Consider the following 20,183-nt stretch of genomic DNA (forward strand, 5'->3'; position numbering starts at 1 on the left):
CGCCTACCGGACGGCGGGCACGCCGTCCCGGCTCCGCTCGGCGGCCGGGCGCGTCCCGAGCACGGTCCAGCCGGTGCCCAGCGCCAGGACCATCAACAGTGCGCTCACCCACAGCGGCGCCCGGAAGCCGAACCCCGCGTCGATCGCGAGCCCGCCGAGCCACGGCCCGAGGGCGGCGCCCACATTGAACGCGCACGTGGCGAACGAGCCGGACAGCGTCGGCGCGTCGGCCGCCAGCCGGAACACCCACGACATCAGCGCCGTCCCCGTGCCGAAGGCGAGCATCCCCTGCACGAGGACGAGGAGCACCGTCGCGACCGGGCTGCCGGCGGTCAGCGCGAACACGGTCCAGCCGACGGCGAGCAGGACCAGCCCGCCCGCGGTGAGCGCGACCGGCCGCGCGTCCACGAGCCGCCCGGTGACGGTGACCCCGACGAACGAGCCCAGGCCGAACAGGGCGAGCAGCACCGGCACCCAGCCCTGGCCGAGCCCGGTGACGCGGGTGGCGAGCGGTTCGACGTAGGAGAACGCGCAGAATGTCGCTCCCTGCACCAGGGCGCTGGTCAGCAGCGTCAGCAGCAGCCGCGGACCGGTCAGGGTCCGCAGCTCGGTCCCGGCGGACGCCGGGGCGGACTGCGTCCGGCCCCCGGGGATCGTCCTGGCGATCACGACGGCGGCGGGGACGCAGACCAGCGCCACCGCCCAGAACGCCGATCGCCAGCCCAGGTGCCCGCCCAGCACCGCCCCGGCGGGCACCCCCGCCACACAGGCGACGGTGACGCCCCCGACCACCACGGCCGTGGCCCGCGCCCGGGCCCCGGGGCCGACCAGGGACACGGCGGCCACCAGCGCCACGGCCCAGAAGCCGGCGTTCGCGAGCGCCGCGACGACACGGGTCGCCAGGAGCACCCCGTACTGCGGGGTGAGCGCCCCCACGACGTGGACGGCGGCGAAGACGCAGAGGAAGAACAGCAGCGCGCGGCGGTGCGGCCAGGTCCGGCTGGCGAGGGCCATGAGCGGCGCCCCGACGATCATCCCGACCGCGAAGGCCGAGGTGAGCAACCCGGCGGCCGGAATGGACACATCCAGGTCGGCGGCGATGTCCGAGACCAGACCGGACAGCATGAACTCTGACGTGCCCTGGGCGAAGACGGCGAGCCCGAGCGCGTATACGGCGAATGGCATGAAGAGACCCCATGAACGGCTGACGGATGGACCGGGTGGAGGGGGGCGGGCCGCGCCCGGACGTCGTGACGGGACGACGGTCGGCGACGCGGGAGACGTCCGGGTGTCCGGGACGGAACCGGCCGGGCGGTGAACGCCGGGACGGGAAACCGCGCACGAGCGCGGACGGAGAAACGCGCGGCCCACACGAGGACGGTCCGCGGCGGCAGCCGGGCAGGAGCGGTACTCCCGGCGGCCTACGGCCGTGGGGGAGCGCACTCGACTCTGACATGGCCACCGGGGGGACCGGTGGCTAGCCTCTGTTCGCCTCGGGGCTGGACATGACCGCGAAGTTACCAGCCGACGCCGGTGCGCCGCCACCCCGTTCCCGGTCCATGGCCCGGTGCGGGGCCCGTTCCCGGTCTCGTACCGGCACGCAGGCCCGCGCGCCCTGTGGTGCGTATTCCGGATGGGATGCGACCCTGACTGGTATGAACATCCCTTTCCTGGACAACTGGCGTAGGCGGAACGACGGTACGCGGGGGCCGGGGCTCGCCTCGGCCGTGGCGGTCGATCCCGAAGGCGTGGCGGAGCTGCTCGCCGAGTGCGAACTGCTGCGTGTCCGGGCGGAGCAGCGGGGCCTCGAACTGGACGACAGCCCGGCCTCGTTGGCGGCCCTCGACCAGTTGCCGCCGCGCTGGCGCGACGATCCCGAGGAACTGCCCTGGCTGGGCAACGACGCGGGGCTGTACCTCGGCACGGTCCTGGTGCGCAATGTCCCCGGTGCGGTGTGGAGCATCTGGCCGAGCGGGCGCCCCGTGGTGCGGCTCGCCTCGGGGCGGGAGATCGACGTGGTCGAGGCGGGGCTGGACTGGGCGATGGCCGGAAGCCCCGAGCTCTCGCAGGTGTACGCGGAGTCGGCCGAGGGATAGGGCTCTCCGTAAAATCGAAAAAGAATCCTTATGCCCTGTTTATGCGTGTCGTCGGTGAAGCCCCTTTTTTCGCTGGATAGTTTGCGCTGACCTCGACGAAGCGAAGAGTGGGTGGGGCAGCGCATGGCCGTCGATCCGTTGATCGAACTGCGGGACGTCAACAAGTACTACGGACGGTTGCACGTACTGCGGGACATCGATCTCACCGTCGGCCGCGGCGAGGTGGTGGTGATCATCGGCCCCTCCGGCTCCGGCAAGTCGACGCTCTGCCGGACCATCAACCGGCTGGAGACCATCGAGTCGGGCCGCATCGTGATCGACGGCAGGCCCCTTCCCGACGAGGGGAAGGCGCTCGCCGGGCTCCGCGCCGAAGTGGGCATGGTCTTCCAGTCGTTCAACCTCTTCGCACACCGGACCGTGCTGGCCAATGTCTCGCTCGCCCAGCTCAAGGTCCGCAAGCGGAAGAAGGACGAGGCCGACCGGCGCTCCCGGGAACTGCTGGAGCGGGTCGGACTCGCCACGCACGCCGACAAGTTCCCCGCCCAGCTCTCCGGCGGTCAGCAGCAGCGGGTGGCCATCGCCCGCGCCCTCGCCATGGATCCCAAGGCCCTTCTCTTCGACGAACCCACCTCGGCCCTCGACCCCGAGATGATCAACGAGGTCCTCGAAGTCATGCGGCAGCTCGCCCGGGACGGCATGACCATGGTCGTCGTCACGCACGAGATGGGCTTCGCCCGCTCCGCCGCGAACCGCGTGGTCTTCATGGCCGACGGCCGGATCGTCGAGGACCGCACTCCCGAGGCGTTCTTCACCGCTCCGGAGAGCGACCGCGCCAAGGACTTCCTGTCCAAGATCCTCAAGCACTGACGGGGGCTGCCTGTTGCGTACGAGAAGAGTTCTGGCCGCCTGCGCCGGTCTCCTGCTGGCCGTGCTGGCCGCCGGATGCGGGAAGGAGGGCAGCCCGCCGGTGAAGGGGCCGAGGCCCGAACAGCTGCCCGTCTACCGGGTCGACACCGCCTTCCGGCTTCCCCAGTCGCCGACCTGGACCGCGGCGAGGAAGCGCGGCTTTCTGCGGGTCGGGGCCAAGGAGGACCAGCCGTACCTCGGCGAGAAGGACCCGGCCACCGGAACCTACTCCGGATTCGACATCGAGATCGCCCGGATGACGGCCGCCTCGCTCGGCTTCGACCCGAAGACCATCCGCTTCCAGACCATCGCCTCCGCCAACCGCGAGACGGCGCTGCAGAACGGCCAGATCGACTTCTACGTCGGCACCTACACCATCAACGACCTGCGCAAGAAGCTCGTCGGCTTCGCCGGGCCCTACTACATGGCCGGCCAGTCGCTGCTCGTGCGCACCGACGAGCACGACATCCACGGTCCCCAGGACCTGGCCGGGAGGACGGTCTGCTCGGCGGCGGGATCGACCCCGTACCAGCGCATCGCCGCCGAATACCCGAAGGCGGTCCTGGTCTCCTACGACACGTACTCGATCTGCGTCGACAACCTGCTCACCTACCAGGTCGACGCCGTCACCACCGACGACGCGATCCTGCTCGGTTTCGCGGCCAAGGCGCCCGACGAGCTGAAGGTGGTCGGCAAGCCGTTCTCGAGGGAGCCGTACGGCATCGGCGTCCCGCGGAGCGACAACGCGCTGCGGTTCGCCATCGACGACGCCCTGGCGGCCAACGAGCGCAACGGCAACTGGAAGAAGGCGTTCGAGGCCACGCTCGGTCTGTCCGGAACGCCCGCGCCGACCCCGCCGCCCATCGACCGCTACCCGGCCGGCTGAGAGGACGGGACACGACATGGACGTACTCACGCACAACTTCTCGCTGTACGGCAAGGGCTTCCTCGGTACCGTCGAACTGACCGTCTACTCCTCCGCCCTGGCCCTGCTGCTCGGCTTCGTCATGGCCTCCTGCCGGGTGGCGCCCGTCGGCTCGCTGCGGGTGCTCGGCATGGCATGGGTGACGGTGCTGCGCAACACCCCGCTGACCCTGCTCTTCTTCGCCGTCCTGCTCGGACTGCCGCGCTTCGGCCTGGTGCTCCCCTTCAAGGTCTTCGCGGTCCTCGCGCTCGGCTGCTACACCTCCGCGTTCATCTGCGAGGTGCTGCGCTCCGGCATCAACACCGTGCCCCAGGGACAGGGGGAGGCGGCCCGCAGCCTCGGCATGACCTTCGGCCAGACGCTCAACCACATCGTGCTGCCGCAGGCGTTCCGCTCGGTGATCCCGCCGATCGGCTCGACGCTCATCGCCCTCGCCAAGAACTCCGCGATCGCCGGGGCGTTCAGCGTCATCGAGCTCCTCGGCACCTACAAGACCCTCAACGAGCTCGGATACAGCATCATCTGGAGCTTCGTCTGGATCGCCGTCGGCTACCTGATCATCACCCTGTCCATCAGTGCGCTCTTCAACGTGATGGAGAAGCGCTGGGGAGTCGCCCGATGACCACCCGTACCGCGCCGGCCTCGACCGCCCTCTACGACGTCCCGGGACCCGCCGCCCGCAGGCGCCACCGCACGTACGGGATCGTCTCGACGACCCTGATCCTCGCCGCCGCCGGCTGGATCGTCTTCCTGCTCCTCGACACCGGACAGTTCAGCGGGGCCAAATGGACACCCTTCGCGTACAAGGGAATTCAGGAACTCCTGCTGCGTGGCCTGGGCAACACCCTCAAGGCGTTCGCGTACGCCGCGGTGCTCTCCCTCGCGCTCGGGGCGGTGCTCGCCGTCGGCAGGCTCTCCGACCACCGGGCGGTGCGCTGGGTCTCGACGCTGCTCGTCGAGTTCTTCCGGGCCATGCCCGTACTGGTGATGATCTTCTTCGTCTTCGTGGCGCTGAAGGCGCAGCCGCTGACCGCGCTGGTCACCGGGCTGGCCCTGTACAACGGCTCGGTGCTCGCCGAGGTGTTCCGTACCGGGATCAACTCCGTGGACCGCGGCCAGCGCGAGGCGGCGTACGCACTCGGGATGCGCAAGACCCAGGTCACCACGTACGTGCTGGCCCCGCAGGCGGTGCGCGCCATGCTGCCCACGATCATCAGCCAGCTGGTGGTGGCGCTGAAGGACACCTCGCTCGGCTTTCTGATCACGTATGAGGAGTTTCTCCACGCGGGCAAGCTCATCGCGTCCAATCTCGACTACGATCTTCCCTTCATCCCCGTGGTGATGGTGATCTCGCCGATCTACATCGGGCTGTGCATGCTGCTCTCCTGGTTCGCGACCTGGGTGGCCAGGCAGGAGCGGCGCAGCCCGAAGACGAAGGCGGTGGAGGTGGCCCCGGCCGAACCGGGAACGGTGCTGCCGGGAGTGCGGTAGCCGGGAACCGCCGTGAGGCGGCTCCCGAGGAGCGGTACCCGTCCGGCGGCAGCCGGTGATCACTCCTCGCGCACGGGACGGACCCGTACGCACGCGCGCATGTGCGCGTGTTGCGTCGGGTCCGCCGCGGCCGAGGAGAAGGTCAGCTGCGAGCCGGTCGGGCCGCTCCCCGCGCACGGTGGGGCCGATCTCGTGCGACGGGGCGGCGCGGCGCCGGTGCCCGGCTCACCTCAGCGCGCTCTTGGCGCGCCAGTCGGCCCAGGACACGTTCCAGTTCCCGTACCCGTTGCCCTCGGCGACCGTGCCCTTGGCGTCCGCGCCGGTGATCTCGAAGGGGTCGCCGACGCGCACCTGCCGGTACAGCTCGGCGGCGTTCGCGTCGCTCATCCCGACACAGCCCGAACTGCGGTTGGCCACCCCGAAGTAGGCGGCGTTCCACGGGGCGGCGTGGGCGTACATCCCCGACCAGGTCAGCCGCATCGACGAGTCGACCATCTTGTCGTAGGCGTCGCCCAGGCCGACCGTCTCCGAACGCATGTTGATCGTGCCCTCCTTGGACATCAGTACGGCCGTTCCGCGCCACGAGGCCTTCACGCCGCCCGGGGTACCGGCCGACATGGGCACGTCCAGCACGGTCTTCCCGTCCCGCTTCAGGGCCAGCCGGTGCCGGTCGAGGTCGACCTTGACCACCTGGTGGGCGCCGATGCTGAACGTGGTGCGGTAGTCGCGCACGAACCAGCCGCCGGAAGGGCCCGAGTCGACACCGTTGAGAGCGGCGTCGAGCGTGACCTTCGTACCGGACTTCCAGTACTGCTCGGGGCGCCAGTCGACACGGTCGCGGCCGGAGTAGTCCCGCAGCCAGCCCCAGGAGCCCTCGGTGTTGTTCGAGGTGGTGACCTTCAGCGCCTTCTCGACCGCGGCCCGGTTCTTCACCGGGTTGTCGAAGACGATCGACAGCGGCTGGGCGATGCCGACCGTGGTGTTCTTGCCGGGGACCAGGGTGAGCTTGTTGACCTTGTCCGCCGCGGCGGTGGTGAACCGGGCCTCGGCGCTGCCACCCCCGGTGTCCCGTGCCTCGACCCGGTACGCGGTGCCGGGTGCGGCCGGCCGGTCCGACGTCCAGGTCCGCCCGTTCGCCGATATCCGGCCGGTGAGTGCGTCGCCCCCGTCCGCGCGCACCGTGACCGCCTTCAGCTTCCCCGCGTCCACGGTCACCTTCACCGGCTGTCCGGGGGCGGCGCCGGAGCCTCGGAGGTTCACCGAGATCCTGGTTTCGTGCGCGGGCGCGTTCCCGGTGCCCTTCCCCGAGTCAGTCCCGGAGTCCGACGCGGACGCTCCGTTGCAGGCGGTGAGGGAGAGGCCCAGCACCATGGCCCCGGCGATCAGGGTGAGCCGGGCGGGGCGGGCGAGCGGTGACGTGCGGCGGATGCGCCGGCGTGCGGACAACAAGGGAGGACCTCCAGGGCAGTGCTTTTCGATGAGGGAAGAGGTGCGCATCCGACGATAGGTTCCGCAAATCGGTCGAAAACTGGGAAATCCCCTGTGTGACATCGGTCGCAGCGCAACGGTCATCGTCCGGTCACATACGCCGCTCGGCACGGTCACGGACCGCTGTGAGCATCCTTCTCGCCCTGCGAAGCCGACGAGCGGGGCGGAAACAGGGAGGGCCACGAAACATGTCAGCGCTGCTCGCCGCCGAGGACCGCGGCCGTGACCGGGAATCGCGGATACGCGTCCTGACCGCCGACGAACACCGGGCCTTCCTGGCCACCCGCCCCGACGCGAGCTTCCTGCAGCACCCGTCCTGGGCCGGGGTGAAGGACCAATGGGCCGCCGAGACGATCGGCTGGCACGACGACCTTGGCGAACAGGCCGGGGCCGCACTGGTCCTGTACCGCCAACTCCCCGGAACCCGGAAGTACTTCGCCTACCTTCCCGAGGGGCCGGTGGCCGACTGGGCCGACCCCGGCATCGACCGCTGGCTGGACCCGCTCATGACGCATCTGCGAAGGGCCGGCGCCTTCGCCGTCAGGATCGGTCCCTCGCCCGCGTACCGCCGCTGGGACGCCGCCCGCCTCAAGGCGGCCACCGGCCCGGGCCGCAGGATCGGTGACGTACTCGCCACCGAGGTCGACCCGCTCGGCACCGCCGTCGCCGAACGCCTCCGGGCCCGGGGCTGGCGCCGCTGCGGAGGCGACACGGGCGAGGACGCCGACGCGCAGCCCCGCTACGTCTTCCGGGTGCCGCTCACCGGACGGACCCCCGATGACCTGTGGTCCGGGCTCAACCAGGAATGGCGCCGCAACGTCCGCAAGGCCGAGAAGGCCGGGGTGCGCGTCGTCATCGGCACCGCGGCCGAACTCCCCGAATTCCACCGGCTGCTGCGGATCACCGAGGAACGCGACGGCTTCCGCCTCGGCCGTTCCCTCGCCTACTACCAGCGGCAGTACGCCGTGCTCAACGCCGAACACCCCGGCCGCATGAGGCTCTACCTCGCCGTCCACCAGGGCGAGATCCTGGCCGCCCACACCATGATCAGCGCCGGCCGGCGGGTCTGGTACCAGACCGGCGCCTCCGCCGACCACCGCCGCGAGGTCCGTCCCAGCAACGCGCTCCAGTGGAAGATGATGCTGGACGCCCACGCCCTCGGCGCCGATGTGCACGACATGCGCGGGGTACCCTCCACCCTTGACCCCGACGACCGCCCCTTCGGACTGCTGCGCTGGAAGCTCGGCACCGGCGGGCAGGTCGTCGAGACCCTCGGAGAGTGGGAGGCATCGGTGGGCGGAGCCACCAACAACGCCCTGTACCGGGCGTTCCAGAGCTACATGGCCCGCCGATGACGGCCGCCGCCACCACACACCCCGCGAAGACCCCGGAGCGCGGCTCGGGCTCGGTGCTGCGCAGCGGCGCCCTCATGGCGTCCGGCTCCCTCGTGTCCCGGGCCACCGGCTTCGTCCGCTCCGCCGTCGTCGTCGCCGCACTCGGCACCGGACTCCAGGCCGACGGATACACCGTCGCCAACACCGTGCCGAACATCCTCTACATGCTGCTCATCGGCGGCGCGCTCAACGCCGTGTTCGTCCCCGAACTGGTGCGTGCCGCCAAGAACCACGCCGACGGCGGAGCCGCGTACACCGACCGGCTGCTCACCGTCTGCACGACCGGGCTGCTCGTCCTCACGGCGCTCACCGTCGTCGGCGCACCCTGGATCGTCTCGCTCTACGCCCCCGGCTACCACGGCGAACAGGCCGAGCTGACCATCGCCCTGACCCGCTACTGCCTGCCGCAGATCCTCTTCTACGGCCTGTTCACACTCCTGGGCCAAGTCCTCAACGCCCGCGACCGGTTCGGCGCGATGATGTGGACCCCGGTCCTCAACAACCTCGTGATCATCGCGGTGTTCGGGATCTACCTGGCCGTCGCGGCGGGCTCCGACGGCACGTTGAGTGCCACGCAGGCCCGCTGGCTCGGCTGGGGCACGACCGCCGGGATCGTCGTGCAGACGCTCGCCCTGCTGCCCTCGCTGCGCGCCGCGAGGTTCCGCTGGCGGCCGCGGTTCGACTGGCGGGGCAGCGGACTGACGCGCCCGCTGCGCGCGGCGGGCTGGCTCGTCCTGCTCGTGCTCACCAACCAGATCGCCTACTGGGTGGTCACGCGGCTGTCCACCGCCACCGGCCAGCACGCCGTGGAACAGCATGTGGCGGGCGGGCCCGGCTACACGGCGTACAGCTACGCCTACCAGCTGTGGGTCGTGCCGCATGGCATCGTGACCGTCTCGCTGGTCACCGCCCTCATGCCCCGGATGAGCCGGGCCGCGGCCGAGGGCGACCTGGCGGGGGTGCGCAGCGACGTCTCGTACGCCCTGCGGACCTCGGCCGCGGTCGTGGTGCCCGCGGTGACCGTGCTGTTCGCGCTGGCGCCGTGGGTGATGGGCGCCGTGTACGGGTACGGGCGCACCAGCGACGCCGACATCGCGGTCATGGCGGGCATGATGGCGGCGTTCGCGCCGGGTCTGATCGCCTACTCCGGCCAGTACGTGCTCTCGCGCGCGTTCTACGCGATGAGCGACACCCGCACCCCCTTCCTCCTCAATCTGGTGATCGCCGCCCTCAACGCCGGGCTGTCCGTCGCCGCGTACCTGCTGCTGCCGGTCCGCTGGGCCGTGACGGGCATGGCCGGGGCGTACACGGTGGCCCTGTTCGCGGGCTTCGGCGTCACCGCGTACGTGCTGCACCGCAGGATCTCCGCGCCCGGCGCCGGGGGAGTCCCGGACACGCGAGCCGGGGCCGTCCCGGGCAAGGGTCTCGGCACGGCCTCGCTGCTGAGGTCGCCGGGGCTGTGGGCACAGATACGACTGGTGGTCGCGGGGATGCCGGCCGGGCTGCTGGGCCACGCGACCGCCCGCGCCTGCGACGGGCTCGGCGACTTCGCCGCGGTGGGGGCGGGGACCGTCGTGCTCCTGCTCACGTTCGTGCTGCTGGCCCGGCCGCTGCGGCTGCGGGAGATCGGCACCGCCCTCGCGGCGGCCCGGGGCCGGCTCCGACGCACCTGAAGCCCGCCCGGGCCGCACGGGCCCGGGCCGGCTCCGACGTGCATGACGACCGTGTGAAGCGTTCGTCGGTTCGAATCCACTCCCTGATCGCTGGGATACTGCTGCCATGCCTCGCGTGCTCCTGATCGAAGACGACCCCTCCGTACGGGAAGGGGTCGAGCTGGGGCTGCGGCGGCGCGGTCATGAGCTGCGGGGCGTCGAGACCGGCGAGGAGGGGCTGGCGGCCCTGGCGGAGTTCCGGCCCGAGCTGGTCCTCCTCGACCTGATGCTGCCCGGGATGAACGGGGTCCAGGTCTGCCACCGGATACGGGACACCAGCCAGCTGCCGATCATCATGCTCACGGCGCGCGGGGACGACTTCGACGTGGTCGTCGGCCTGGAGGCCGGGGCCGACGACTACATCGTCAAGCCCGCCCGCACCGAGGTGATCGAGGCGCGGATCCGCGCCGTACTGCGCAGGCTCGCCGAACCCGCGGGCCGCGACGGCATCGAGTTCCACGGCGAGCTCGCCATCGACCGCGCCGGGCTCTCCGTCGCCAAGGCCGGGCAGCGGCTCCTGCTCGCCCCCTCCGAACTGAAGCTGCTCCTGCACCTCTCCGCCTCGCCCGAGCAGGTCTTCAGCAGGCAACAGCTCCTCGAATACGTCTGGGAGCACAGCTACCACGGGGACGCCCGGCTGGTCGACGCCTGCGTACGACGGCTGAGGCAGAAGATCGAGGACGTGGCGGGCAGTCCCCGCTACATCCAGACCGTCCGCGGCTTCGGTTACCGTTTCGGGCCGCTCGAATGAGACTGCGCCCCGTTCTTCGACCCACCCGGTCCGGGCTGCGTACCCGGCTCGTCGCGGCCTTCCTCCTGGTCGCCGCGATCAGCGCCGTCACCACCGCGACCCTGACCTACCGCGAGGCCCGCTCCGCCATCCTCCAGCAGGCCCAGGACACCGCCGTGGACCAGTTCCGCGACCGGATCGGCACCCTGGCCATGACCCTCCCCGTGGAGCGCGAGCACCTGCGCCGGGCCTGCCAGTCCCTGGCCAGGGAGGGCAAGCCGCACACCTGGCGGGTCTTCGCCGAGTACGGGGACATCAAGGTCTCCTCGACGGACCGGCCCACCTCCGACGTGATCACACCCGCTCTGCGCGAGGCCGCCCGGGGCAGCACGCACGGCTCGTTCCAGCGCGTCGTCAAGGACGGGGATCCCTGGCTGACCGTGGGCATGCCCGCGCTCTTCGACCGGGGCGACGGACGGCAGCCCACCGGCCTCGTCCTGTACGCCGTGATGCCGCTCACCACGGAGGAGGCCAATGTCGCCGCCATGGTCACCGCGGCCCGCGACGGAGCCCTGCCCGCACTGGCGATCGCGGTGATCCCCGCCCTGCTCGCCGCCCGCAGTGTGCTGCGCCCGGTGCGCGACCTGGAACGGGCCGCGGCCGGCATCGGCAGGGGAGAGCTCGACACCCGTATCGAGGTCAAGGGGTCGGACGAACTCGCCGAACTCGCCCGCACGTTCAACGAGTCGTCGACGAAACTCCAGGAGTCGGTGGCGGAACTCCAGCGGGCGGAGGTGCGGGCCAGACGCTTCGCCTCCGACGTGTCGCACGAACTGCGCACCCCGCTCGCCGGGATGCTCGCGGTCACCGAGGTGCTCGACGAGGACGCCGCGCAGCTGAACGCCGACACCGCCGCGGCCGTGCGGCTGATCAGCGTCGAGACCGGGAAGCTCGCCACCCTCGTCGAGGACCTGATGGAGATCTCCCGGTTCGACGCGAAGGCCGCCGACCTCCATCTCGACGAGGTGGACGTCGCCGAGACCATCCGCAAGACCCTGCAGAACCGCCACTGGCAGGACCGGGTCGACGCCGAACTCGCCGACGGTGTACGGGCGATGCTCGATCCGCGCCGCTTCGACATCGTCGTGGCCAACCTGGTCGGCAACGCGCTGCGGCACGGCTCGTCGCCCGTCACCGTACGGCTGCGGACGGAGCGGCGGGGTGCGGAGCGGTGGCTGGTGACCGAGGTCGCGGACAGCGGGCCGGGCATCGACCCCGCGGTCCTGCCGCACATCTTCGACCGGTTCTACAAGGCCGACGCGGCCCGCACCCGGTCGGCGGGCAGCGGACTCGGGCTGGCGATCACCCAGGAGAACGTACGGCTGCACGGCGGTACCGTGCGCGCGGCCAACGGACCCGGGGGAGGGGCCGTCCTCACCGTGGAACTGCCGTTGGAGGGGACGTGAGGCGCGTACGACTGCCTGCCCTGCTGCTGCCCCTCGTGGTGGTGGCGACGGGCGGGTGCGGCATACAGGAGACCGAGATCGTCGAGGTCGGTGATCCGGCGACCGTGGAGGTGGCGCCGGGACGCGAACAGGGCACCCTGCTCTACTTCGTGTCCCCGCCGCCCGCGAAACGCCTGATGCCCGTCGTGCGGCCGGTCGACCTGACGGTCCATGACCGGCCCGACAGCGCGGGGGCGGTGCGCGCGTGGCGCGGCTCCGACAAGGCGATCGCCATGCTCTTCGGCGGCCCCGACAAGACCGAGACCGCCGCGGGCCTGCGCACCGAACTGCCGCACGCCGATGGCATGTCGATCCCGAGCCTGACCCTGGGGCCGGACGGGGTGCTGGTCCGGCTGAGCACACCGGTCGGGGAGCTGTCCGGCATCGCCCGGCAGCAGCTGATCTGCACGGCCGCTCAGGCACTCACCTCGGGCCGCGCGGTGGCGGTACGGGTGTCCGGTACCGACGGGACCATCGGGCCGGACCACTGCTCCCTGTGAGGACGGCGCCCGCCTCCCCGGCCGGCCGCCCGGTGCTCGGCCGGTGGCCCGGAGTTCAGCCGGTCGCCCGGTGCGAGGTGCGCGGCGCGGGGACGGGCGACTGCGCGGCCCTGGTGACATCGGCGACCAGCTCCACCACGTCGGGGCCGTACGCATGGGAGTTGACCACCTTCAGCAGCAGACAGAACGTGTTGTTCCCGTACTTGCGGGCCAGCTTCTCGTGATTGCGGGCCAGATAGCGGGAGGCCGCCTGATTGGTGATCGCCTGCTGACCGCAGAACAGAAAGACCGGGCGGGCGTCCTGACCTACCGACAGCCTGGCCAGCAGCACGTGCTCGGCGACCCCCTTCTCCGCCCGGTGGCGTTCCGTGCCTATCTGGAACGCGCCCCGGTCCGGGCCGGGTTCGGGATCGGTGTTGATCCGTACGCCGGGCAGCAGCGAATGCAGATGGGCTGCCATCCGACGGTTGGACACCGGCCCGCCGACGCAGAACTCGGTGCGTTCCCCGAAGCCCTGCTGTGCGACGTCGTGCGACATGATCTGGGCGTGCGCCGAACAGTCCTTGATGAGTGCCGAGAGTTCGAGGAGGGCGAAGACGTCGTGGCGGTGGACGGCACCGTCGCCACCCGCCTCGCGGTTGACCACGAGCAGGCACTCGGAGTTGCCCGGCAGGCCGAAGAACGCCTGTTTGCGCCGGAGTTTGCGGCGCCAGAGCCAGGTGCGGGCGATCCAGCCCAGCGAGGCGCTGACGCCGGTGGCCATCACGCCGAGGACGATGTCGCGTACGTCGTCGTTCATGGGCGGGCATGTTAGCGCTCGTGTGCGACCGGGCCCACGGCGCTCCTGACGGCATGGGCGGAGCGGCGCTACCCTGCGGCGGACAATCCTTCACCGGAGGTGCGCATGCGACGATCCCTCGCACGGAAAGTGTCGTTGACGGCGGTGCTCGCCGCCGTCGCCACGATCGGGGCGGCCGCCCCGTCGTCCTCGTCGGCACCGCCCCACGCGCCGACCCCCAAGTCGCCGGTGGCGGTGGGCTACGGAGGGGCGGTCGCCAGCGTCGACGCGGACGCCTCGGCCGCCGGGATCGAGGTGCTCCGCAAGGGCGGCAACGCGGTGGACGCCGCGGTGGCGACGGCCGCCGCGCTGGGCGTGAGCGAACCGTACTCGTCAGGGCTCGGGGGCGGCGGCTACTTCGTCCACTACGACGCCAGGAAACACACCGTGGAGACGATCGACGGCCGGGAGACCGCCCCGCGCAGCGCCGACTCCTCACTGTTCCTGGAGAACGGCAAACCGATCGCCTTCGACGACGCCGTCACCAGCGGGCTGAGCGTGGGCACCCCCGGCACCCCCGCCACCTGGGCCGCCGCACTCGACGCCTGGGGCAGCAAGTCGCTGCGGGAGGTGCTGAAACCGGCCGTACGGCTCGCCAGGAACGGCTTCGTCGTCGACGGCACCTTCCGCTCGCAGACCGAGGCGAACCAGGCCAGGTTCGCGGACTTCCCGGCGACCCGGAAGCTCTTCCTGCCGGGCGGCCGACTGCCGGTGGTCGGTTCCGTCTTCAAGAACCCGGACCTGGCGCGCACCTACGAGCTGGTGGGCCGCGAGGGTGTCGGCGAGCTGTACCGGGGCGAGGTGGCCGACGACATCGTACGCACCGTGCGCAGGCCGCCGGTGGATCCGGGAGCCTCCAGGGCCGTGCGCCCGGGCGACCTCACCGCCAAGGACCTGCGTTCGTACCGTGTGCTGCGCCAGGCCCCGACGAAGGTCCGCTACCGGGGCCTGGACGTGTACGGCATGGCGCCCTCCTCGTCCGGTGGCACGACCGTCGGCGAGGCGCTCAACATCCTTGAGGGCACGGACCTTTCGAGGGCGACCGAGACGCAGTACCTGCACCGCTTCATCGAGGCGAGCCGGATCGCGTTCGCCGACCGGGGCCGGTGGGTCGGCGACCCGGCGTTCGAGGACGTACCGACGCGGGAACTGCTGCGGCAGCGCTTCGCGGACTCGCGGGCCTGCCTGATCAAGGACGACGCGGTGCTGACCAGCCCGCTCGCCCCGGGGGACCCGAGGCATCCGTCGTCCGGCTGCCGGAGCGGGGGACCGGCGGCCCCGACGACGTACGAGGGCGAGAACACCACCCACCTGACGACGGCCGACAAGTGGGGCAACATCGTCGCCTACACCCTCACGATCGAGCAGACGGGCGGCAGCGGCATCACCGTCCCCGGGCGTGGCTTCCTGCTCAACAACGAACTGACGGACTTCTCGTTCGCACCGGCCTCCCCGGCCGTCCACGACCCCAACCTGCCCGGTCCGGGCAAGCGGCCCAGGTCCTCCATCTCCCCGACGATCGTGGTCAAGGACGGCCGACCGGTGCTGGCCCTGGGCTCTCCGGGCGGTGCCACGATCATCACGACCGTGCTGCAGTCGCTCATCGGCACCGTCGATCGCGGACTGCCGCTCGTCGAGGCCATCGCGGCGCCGCGCGCCAGCCAGCGCAACGCGGCGGCCACGGAACTCGAACCGGGGCTCTGGAACAGTCCGGTGCGGGCACGCCTGGAGGCCCTGGGGCACGTCTTCAAGCCCAACCCGGAGATCGGGGCGGCGACGGGCGTGCAACGCCTCCCGGACGGCCGGTGGCTGGCGGCGGCGGAGAAGGTGCGCAGGGGAGGCGGGTCGGCGATGGTCGTCCGGCCCGCCGGAAGCCTCTGAACCTCTGACGTTCCGTCAATAGAACTTACTGCGGGGCCGTTTGGTCACATCCGTTGGGTGGCGAAACGGCCCCGCAGTCTTGACGGGGGCATGGCTTCGGGTCCATCTTTGCGGCGTCGGTAAGGAAAGTTTCCTAATAGAAGGGCCACCCCCCTGTGCGTACTCGAACGCTCGCCCTCTCCGCATCCGTCGTAGCCCTGTTCGCGACCGCCGCGCTGTCGTCGGCCGCCGAGGCCCGCCCCGCGCCGGACGCCGCGTCCGCCCCTGTCGCCTCCCGCGCGGGCTCCGCCGCCGCGGTGACCGGTGCGGGGGTCGAGGAGGGCTCCGTCAGCGCGGCCGACCTGCTGGCCAAGGTCACCTCGTGCTCGCAGATATCCAACGGCAAGTACCGTACGGACGAAGAGAGTTCGGCGACCGTACCGGTCTGCGGCAAGAACGGTGCCGTGTTCTGGAAGGCCGACATGGACATCGACTGCGACGGCCAGATCACCGCCGCGTGCAACGAGGACACCGACCCGTGGTTCCAGCCCGACACGGCGTTCCACACCTCCGACGACAAGCCGTTGAACGCCGAGAAGCTGCCGTACGTGGTCGTACCGAGCAGCAGCAGCATCTGGAACTACAGCAACGCGGGGATCAAGGGCGGTGGCATCGTCGCCGTCATCTACAACAACAAGGTCGAGTACGCCGTCGTCGGCGACACCGGCCCCAGCAAGATCATCGGTGAGGCCTCGTACGCCACCGCCAAGGCGCTCGGCATCGATCCCGATCCGGAGACCGGCGGCGCCGAGTCGGGCGTCACCTACATCCTGTTCAAGGACTCCAAGGCGTCGCCGATCGAGAGCCACAGCGCCGCCGTCACGGCGGGCGAGGCGCTCGCCAAGCAGTTCATCCAGAACAACTAGCGCTCCCCCGGCGCCGGCACGCGCCGGGGCCGGGAACGGGTACGGGAACGGGTGCGGGGTCACAACGCGGTCAGGATGCGCGGACCGTCGTCGGTGATGGCCACGGTGTGCTCGGCGTGCGCCGCACGGGAGCCGTCCGTGGTGCGCAGCGTCCAGCCGTCCCGGTCCTCGCGGAAGGTGTCCACGCCGCCGCCGATCAGCATCGGCTCGATGGCCAGCACCATTCCGTGCCGCAACGGCATGCCGCGACCCGGCCGCCCCTCGTTGGGGACGGCCGGGTCCTCGTGCATGGACCGCCCCACGCCATGACCGCCGAACCCCTCCGGAATGCCGTAACCGGCCTTGCGGCACACCGTGCCGATCGCGTGCGCGATGTCCCCGATCCGGTTGCCGACGACCGCCGCCGCGATCCCCGCGTCCAGCGCCGCGAACGCGGTGTCGATCAGCCGGGTGTCCTCGGACCGGGCGCGCCCGACGGTGAAACTGATCGCGGAGTCGCTCGCCCAACCGTCGAGCGTCGCGCCCGCGTCGATGCTCACCAGATCGCCGTCCCGCAGTCGCTGGTCGGTCGGGATGCCGTGCACGATCGCGTCGTTGACCGATGCGCAGATCACGGCGGGGAACGGGGTGGGAGCGAAATGCGGCCGGTAGTTCAGGAAGGGCGACCCGGCGCCCGCCTCGCGGAGCACCCCCCGGGCCACCTCGTCCAGCTCCCGCAACGAGACGCCGACCGTCGCCGCTGCCCGTACGTCCGTCAGCAGCCGGGCCGCGACCCGGCCGCTCTCGCGCATGGCCTGGATGGATGTGTCTGTCTTCAGCTTCACCATGCCAATTACTATACCGGTCCGAGCGGTATTAGAATGACGGCATGGTACGAACGCCCCTGACCCCGGAGGAACGCCGCCGCGGCGAACGCCTCGGAGCACTGCTCCGTGAGGCGCGCGGCGGACGCAGCATGGTCGAGATCGCGGCGGGCGCCGGCATCTCCGCCGAGACGCTGCGCAAGATCGAGACGGGCCGCGCCCCGACCCCTGCCTTCTTCACCGTCGCGGCCCTGGCCGGCGCCCTCGGACTCTCCCTGGACGACCTCCTCGCCCGCTGCGCCCCGGAACCGGACGCGGTGCCGCTGGCCGGGTAGGCGGTCCCTCCCGACCCCTCCGGCCCGGCGGCCCTCCGAGGCCGGAGCCGGTCCCGCCCGGTGGGCGCCGCATGCGGCGGGCAGCGGCATGCGGCGGGCAGCGGCATGCTGAGAGGAGCCCGTGGACGCTCGGGAGCGGCATCGACCAAGGGCTGTCCCGTGATCCATGACGGATCGGCGCGCGGAGCCGGGTGTGGTGTGGTGCACCGCACGCCGGAGGGCCGCCCGTATGCGGGACGTACGCGGGCGTTCCGGCAATGCGGTGAGGTGTCGCAGCTGTCGTCGGGCGCCCGCCAGGGATTGCGGGACGGCCCCTGGGCAGGTCGCGGCTGCGATCGAAGGGGGCGAGGGCGCGGAGCCGCGCCTCACTTCGCCCGGTAGCAGGCCGACTCGACAGTGACCTCCAGGAGGTCAGGAGCATTCCCGACCTTGCTCGCTCTGTGCAGCCGCACGTCGAGCGAGAAGTCGCGCCCCTTGGATTCCGCGACGATCTGCGGGCTCTTGGCCGCGCTGCCGTCCACACCGTCCTTCACGATCCGCCAGCCACTCCGTGGGAGCTCGCTGCGCAGGCGGTCCATGGCTTTCTGCATGTCGGAGAAGGGGGCTCCGTAGACGCTCCATGGGTGGCGGGCGCGGTAGACCCGCTCATCGGCGTCGTAGCCGGAGCACCGTGCCGTCGCTGCCCCCGACTCCGTGACCTTCCCCTTGAGCGCCAGCATTTCGAGGACTCGACTGGATGTCTGCTCGACATCCGCCTCAACCGCCGCGCTTTCGCGCTTCTCCACTGCCGCCTCTTTCCCGCTCGAACACGCAACAGCCAGCACACAGGCTGCCAGAACAGAAGTGAGTCCCGAAACTCGTCTAATCAAGTTCTGCCTTGTCGTATTGGCCGGAAATGACGGCCGCTTGATTGCGGATGCTGAGGGAGTTGTCGTCCCAGAATCCCGTGTGCCCGCTCGAGTCGCTCTTCATGATGTGCCCGCCGAACGACTCGTCGGTCGGGATGGTCCAGTTGTCACCGAGCCCCATCAGACGGCCGCCCTGCCGAACCACCTGGTCGTCCCAGGGGCCACCCATCGCCCACACGTGGTCGGCGCCGACACCCAGGTCCGCCGCGTGGTCCGCCTGAACGCCCGGACTTCCGGCGAAGACGAAGTCGTCGACCGCATCCGGGTCCTTCCAGCTTCCGGACTGTGCCGAGACACCCACCACCGTGCTGCCGTAGCTGTGGCCGATGACAGTGGTGTGCGCCCGTGCTCCGTCGGCACTCTCCTGCGCCTCTCTGTTGCCTTGGAGAAAGTCGTACAGGCGCGGGCCGCCTTCCTCCGCGTACTGGCCGCGCGTCGCCTGCGGAACGATGCTGTCCGGGGCGTCGTAGTCGAACCACGTGATCGTGGAGACCTTCTGCCCCGGCGTGAGACGACTGGTCTCGGCCCAGAGCCTGTCTCCCCGGCCGAGGTCGCCGTGGTCGTCTCCGTCGCCGATGGACTCAAGACTTGAGAAGGTGCCGGGGACGTAGACGCCGACATGATCGGCCTTGTCCGGGTTCCCGTTGGCGAGGACGACTCTTCCGTCCCCCAGCCCTGTGGGGTCGAAGCCGATGAGGTATGCCTCGGGCAGCCCGGCATGGCCGGTCCGGTCGAAGCGGGCCTGGATGGCGTCCATTCCCTTCATCACGCCCTCCAGCCGGGCCTTTCTGTCGCCGTACTGGTCCTGCCACTTCTGCCATTCTGCGGTGAACACGATTGCGGGAGAGCCCCCGCTGGGGTTGGGGCCGTACTTGTTTGGTTCTTTCGGGATGGCGTCGAGCTCCAGTCGGTACGTCGCCCTCGTCTCCGCCAGAATCATGCGGTTGGCCTCGTCACGAACGTCCGACGGGAGGCCGTTCATGGCCCCGAGGTCGGCCGGGTGGACCGAGAGGTAGGCGGCGTGCTGCTCCGCTGTGAGACTCTTCCACCACGCGGCGTTCTGTTCCGGAGTCCCCTCCTTCGGCGGGGCCTTGACGGTGTCCAGGTACGGATCGGCGGCCCGGAGCACATCGCCCGTGTCGGACTTCACGTCCGTCCAGTCCCGGTCGGAGACCACGAGGTCGTCGTCGGCCTTGAGCCCGCGCAACCTGGGCGCCCATTTCGTATCCGCTTCGGTGGCCTCGCTCAGCGCGTCCGCGATTCGGTCGGCGAAGTCCAGCGCGAGGCCGTAGTGGGGGTTCGGGTGGACGTTCACCGCTTGGCGCTCAAGGGCGTCGGAGGTCGGTGTCCCCCCGGCCGCCCCAGTCACCGTCCCGCCATCGGCGGTCTTCTCGGCACCGGGTTTTCGGCCCGCAGGGTAGCTGACCGACCCGTCTGGATTCACGGTGCAGTTGCTCGCCTGAGCATCATCGAGCGCCGAGGTCAGCTTCCGTTTGGCCACTGCCATGTCGAATGCGAAGCCGTTCAGTGCGGTATTCGCCAGACCGCATTCGATCTGTGTGTAGTGGAAGTTCCCCGACAACTCCGCAAGCTCCCTGAGCGCGGCGTCCGCCGCCCGCCCGGCGAGTTGGCCACGTATGCCCGAACAGATCACCTGGTCGATGGTCTTCTTCGCCGCACTTGCCATGTCACCCATCGCGCGGTACCCGTCAGCGGCGTTCTCGAACTCCACCGGCCGGAACGCCTTCAAGGTCGCAAGGTCCATG

19 protein-coding genes are annotated in these 20,183 nt (G+C 70.7%); 13 read left to right on the forward strand and 6 right to left on the reverse strand.

Translation table 11 applies throughout. The annotated features are described in order from the left end of the window. Positions 1–3 precede the first annotated feature (3 nt). Positions 4–1,185 carry a Cmx/CmrA family chloramphenicol efflux MFS transporter gene (locus AB0E67_RS14070; protein WP_362025426.1) on the reverse strand — a complete coding sequence of 394 codons (1,182 nt, stop codon included), beginning with the start codon at positions 1,183–1,185 and terminating at the stop codon, positions 4–6. A 470-nt stretch (positions 1,186–1,655) separates the two neighbouring features. Here AB0E67_RS14070 and AB0E67_RS14075 point away from each other — a divergent pair, with 470 nt between their 5' ends. The 5 genes from AB0E67_RS14075 to AB0E67_RS14095 all read left to right on the forward strand — a co-directional run bounded on the left by AB0E67_RS14075 (position 1,656) and on the right by AB0E67_RS14095 (position 5,418). Further along, positions 1,656–2,096 carry a DUF6278 family protein gene (locus AB0E67_RS14075; RefSeq protein ID WP_362025429.1) on the forward strand — a complete coding sequence of 147 codons (441 nt, stop codon included), beginning with the start codon at positions 1,656–1,658 and terminating at the stop codon, positions 2,094–2,096. A gap of 123 nt (positions 2,097–2,219) precedes the next feature. Continuing rightward, complete coding sequence (locus AB0E67_RS14080; protein ID WP_351522212.1) at positions 2,220–2,963, forward strand: amino acid ABC transporter ATP-binding protein; 744 nt, start codon at positions 2,220–2,222, stop codon at positions 2,961–2,963. A 13-nt stretch (positions 2,964–2,976) separates the two neighbouring features. Then, positions 2,977–3,888, forward strand: coding sequence for a glutamate ABC transporter substrate-binding protein (locus AB0E67_RS14085; RefSeq protein WP_362025433.1), 912 nt, complete (start codon positions 2,977–2,979; stop codon positions 3,886–3,888). A gap of 16 nt (positions 3,889–3,904) precedes the next feature. Then, complete coding sequence (locus AB0E67_RS14090; RefSeq protein ID WP_362025436.1) at positions 3,905–4,549, forward strand: amino acid ABC transporter permease; 645 nt, start codon at positions 3,905–3,907, stop codon at positions 4,547–4,549. Further along, positions 4,546–5,418, forward strand: coding sequence for an amino acid ABC transporter permease (locus AB0E67_RS14095; RefSeq protein WP_362025438.1), 873 nt, complete (start codon positions 4,546–4,548; stop codon positions 5,416–5,418). Before AB0E67_RS14090 ends, AB0E67_RS14095 begins: the two co-directional genes overlap by 4 nt. 225 nt (positions 5,419–5,643) lie before the next feature. Here AB0E67_RS14095 and AB0E67_RS14100 read toward each other — a convergent pair whose 3' ends face one another. Continuing rightward, on the reverse strand, positions 5,644–6,867 hold the full coding sequence (locus AB0E67_RS14100; RefSeq protein ID WP_362025441.1) for an Ig-like domain-containing protein: 1,224 nt from the start codon (positions 6,865–6,867) through the stop codon (positions 5,644–5,646). 227 nt (positions 6,868–7,094) lie between these two features. Between AB0E67_RS14100 and AB0E67_RS14105 the strand changes: the two genes are divergently transcribed. The 5 genes from AB0E67_RS14105 to AB0E67_RS14125 all read left to right on the forward strand — a co-directional run bounded on the left by AB0E67_RS14105 (position 7,095) and on the right by AB0E67_RS14125 (position 12,747). Further along, the gene (locus tag AB0E67_RS14105) at positions 7,095–8,261 is read left to right on the forward strand and encodes a peptidoglycan bridge formation glycyltransferase FemA/FemB family protein (RefSeq protein WP_362025444.1); all 1,167 of its coding nucleotides are present in this window, start codon (positions 7,095–7,097) and stop codon (positions 8,259–8,261) included. Then, positions 8,258–9,973, forward strand: coding sequence for a murein biosynthesis integral membrane protein MurJ (murJ, locus tag AB0E67_RS14110; RefSeq protein ID WP_362025447.1), 1,716 nt, complete (start codon positions 8,258–8,260; stop codon positions 9,971–9,973). The genes AB0E67_RS14105 and murJ overlap by 4 nt, the downstream gene beginning before the upstream one ends. A 106-nt stretch (positions 9,974–10,079) precedes the next feature. After that, on the forward strand, positions 10,080–10,763 hold the full coding sequence (locus tag AB0E67_RS14115; protein WP_362025450.1) for a response regulator transcription factor: 684 nt from the start codon (positions 10,080–10,082) through the stop codon (positions 10,761–10,763). Next, positions 10,760–12,208, forward strand: a complete 1,449-nt coding sequence (locus AB0E67_RS14120) for a HAMP domain-containing sensor histidine kinase (protein ID WP_362025454.1) — start codon at positions 10,760–10,762, stop codon at positions 12,206–12,208. The genes AB0E67_RS14115 and AB0E67_RS14120 overlap by 4 nt, the downstream gene beginning before the upstream one ends. After that, positions 12,205–12,747, forward strand: a complete 543-nt coding sequence (locus AB0E67_RS14125; protein ID WP_362025456.1) for a hypothetical protein — start codon at positions 12,205–12,207, stop codon at positions 12,745–12,747. Before AB0E67_RS14120 ends, AB0E67_RS14125 begins: the two co-directional genes overlap by 4 nt. Positions 12,748–12,802: 55 nt before the next feature. On the opposite strand, the gene AB0E67_RS14130 is transcribed toward AB0E67_RS14125, so the two are convergent. Then, positions 12,803–13,546, reverse strand: coding sequence for a hypothetical protein (locus AB0E67_RS14130; RefSeq protein ID WP_362025459.1), 744 nt, complete (start codon positions 13,544–13,546; stop codon positions 12,803–12,805). Positions 13,547–13,651: 105 nt separating this feature from the next. Between AB0E67_RS14130 and ggt the strand changes: the two genes are divergently transcribed. Both ggt and AB0E67_RS14140 read left to right on the forward strand, forming a co-directional pair. Beyond that, positions 13,652–15,466 carry a gamma-glutamyltransferase gene (gene ggt / locus AB0E67_RS14135; RefSeq protein ID WP_362025461.1) on the forward strand — a complete coding sequence of 605 codons (1,815 nt, stop codon included), beginning with the start codon at positions 13,652–13,654 and terminating at the stop codon, positions 15,464–15,466. A gap of 155 nt (positions 15,467–15,621) precedes the next feature. Beyond that, positions 15,622–16,371 (forward strand): glycoside hydrolase family 75 protein, encoded by a 750-nt coding sequence (locus tag AB0E67_RS14140; protein WP_362025464.1) that lies wholly within the window; start codon positions 15,622–15,624, stop codon positions 16,369–16,371. A gap of 59 nt (positions 16,372–16,430) precedes the next feature. Here the strand turns inward: AB0E67_RS14140 and map are convergent, their stop codons facing one another. After that, positions 16,431–17,198, reverse strand: coding sequence for a type I methionyl aminopeptidase (gene map / locus AB0E67_RS14145; RefSeq protein ID WP_362025466.1), 768 nt, complete (start codon positions 17,196–17,198; stop codon positions 16,431–16,433). Positions 17,199–17,239: 41 nt separating this feature from the next. On the opposite strand from map, the gene AB0E67_RS14150 reads away from it, so the two are divergent. Further along, complete coding sequence (locus tag AB0E67_RS14150) at positions 17,240–17,509, forward strand: helix-turn-helix transcriptional regulator (RefSeq protein ID WP_073782390.1); 270 nt, start codon at positions 17,240–17,242, stop codon at positions 17,507–17,509. A 365-nt stretch (positions 17,510–17,874) separates the two neighbouring features. On the opposite strand, the gene AB0E67_RS14155 is transcribed toward AB0E67_RS14150, so the two are convergent. Next, complete coding sequence (locus AB0E67_RS14155; protein WP_362025469.1) at positions 17,875–18,294, reverse strand: hypothetical protein; 420 nt, start codon at positions 18,292–18,294, stop codon at positions 17,875–17,877. Between the two features lie 76 nt (positions 18,295–18,370). After that, positions 18,371–20,182 carry an alpha/beta hydrolase gene (locus tag AB0E67_RS14160; RefSeq protein ID WP_362025472.1) on the reverse strand — a complete coding sequence of 604 codons (1,812 nt, stop codon included), beginning with the start codon at positions 20,180–20,182 and terminating at the stop codon, positions 18,371–18,373. Position 20,183: the final 1 nt, after the last annotated feature.

This window comes from Streptomyces sp. NPDC032161 (genome assembly GCF_040636995.1).
GTDB lineage: Bacteria > Actinomycetota > Actinomycetes > Streptomycetales > Streptomycetaceae > Streptomyces.

Coding starts and splice junctions, on each gene's coding strand:
- map (WP_362025466.1), bottom strand. CDS start 17,198: ATGGTGAAGCTGAAGACAGACACATCCATCCAGGCCATGCGCGAGAGC.
- AB0E67_RS14075 (WP_362025429.1), top strand. CDS start 1,656: ATGAACATCCCTTTCCTGGACAACTGGCGTAGGCGGAACGACGGTACG.
- murJ (WP_362025447.1), top strand. CDS start 8,258: ATGACGGCCGCCGCCACCACACACCCCGCGAAGACCCCGGAGCGCGGC.
- AB0E67_RS14105 (WP_362025444.1), top strand. CDS start 7,095: ATGTCAGCGCTGCTCGCCGCCGAGGACCGCGGCCGTGACCGGGAATCG.
- AB0E67_RS14080 (WP_351522212.1), top strand. CDS start 2,220: ATGGCCGTCGATCCGTTGATCGAACTGCGGGACGTCAACAAGTACTAC.
- AB0E67_RS14150 (WP_073782390.1), top strand. CDS start 17,240: ATGGTACGAACGCCCCTGACCCCGGAGGAACGCCGCCGCGGCGAACGC.
- AB0E67_RS14070 (WP_362025426.1), bottom strand. CDS start 1,185: ATGCCATTCGCCGTATACGCGCTCGGGCTCGCCGTCTTCGCCCAGGGC.
- AB0E67_RS14115 (WP_362025450.1), top strand. CDS start 10,080: ATGCCTCGCGTGCTCCTGATCGAAGACGACCCCTCCGTACGGGAAGGG.
- AB0E67_RS14120 (WP_362025454.1), top strand. CDS start 10,760: ATGAGACTGCGCCCCGTTCTTCGACCCACCCGGTCCGGGCTGCGTACC.
- AB0E67_RS14160 (WP_362025472.1), bottom strand. CDS start 20,182: ATGGACCTTGCGACCTTGAAGGCGTTCCGGCCGGTGGAGTTCGAGAAC.
- AB0E67_RS14090 (WP_362025436.1), top strand. CDS start 3,905: ATGGACGTACTCACGCACAACTTCTCGCTGTACGGCAAGGGCTTCCTC.
- ggt (WP_362025461.1), top strand. CDS start 13,652: ATGCGACGATCCCTCGCACGGAAAGTGTCGTTGACGGCGGTGCTCGCC.
- AB0E67_RS14095 (WP_362025438.1), top strand. CDS start 4,546: ATGACCACCCGTACCGCGCCGGCCTCGACCGCCCTCTACGACGTCCCG.
- AB0E67_RS14130 (WP_362025459.1), bottom strand. CDS start 13,546: ATGAACGACGACGTACGCGACATCGTCCTCGGCGTGATGGCCACCGGC.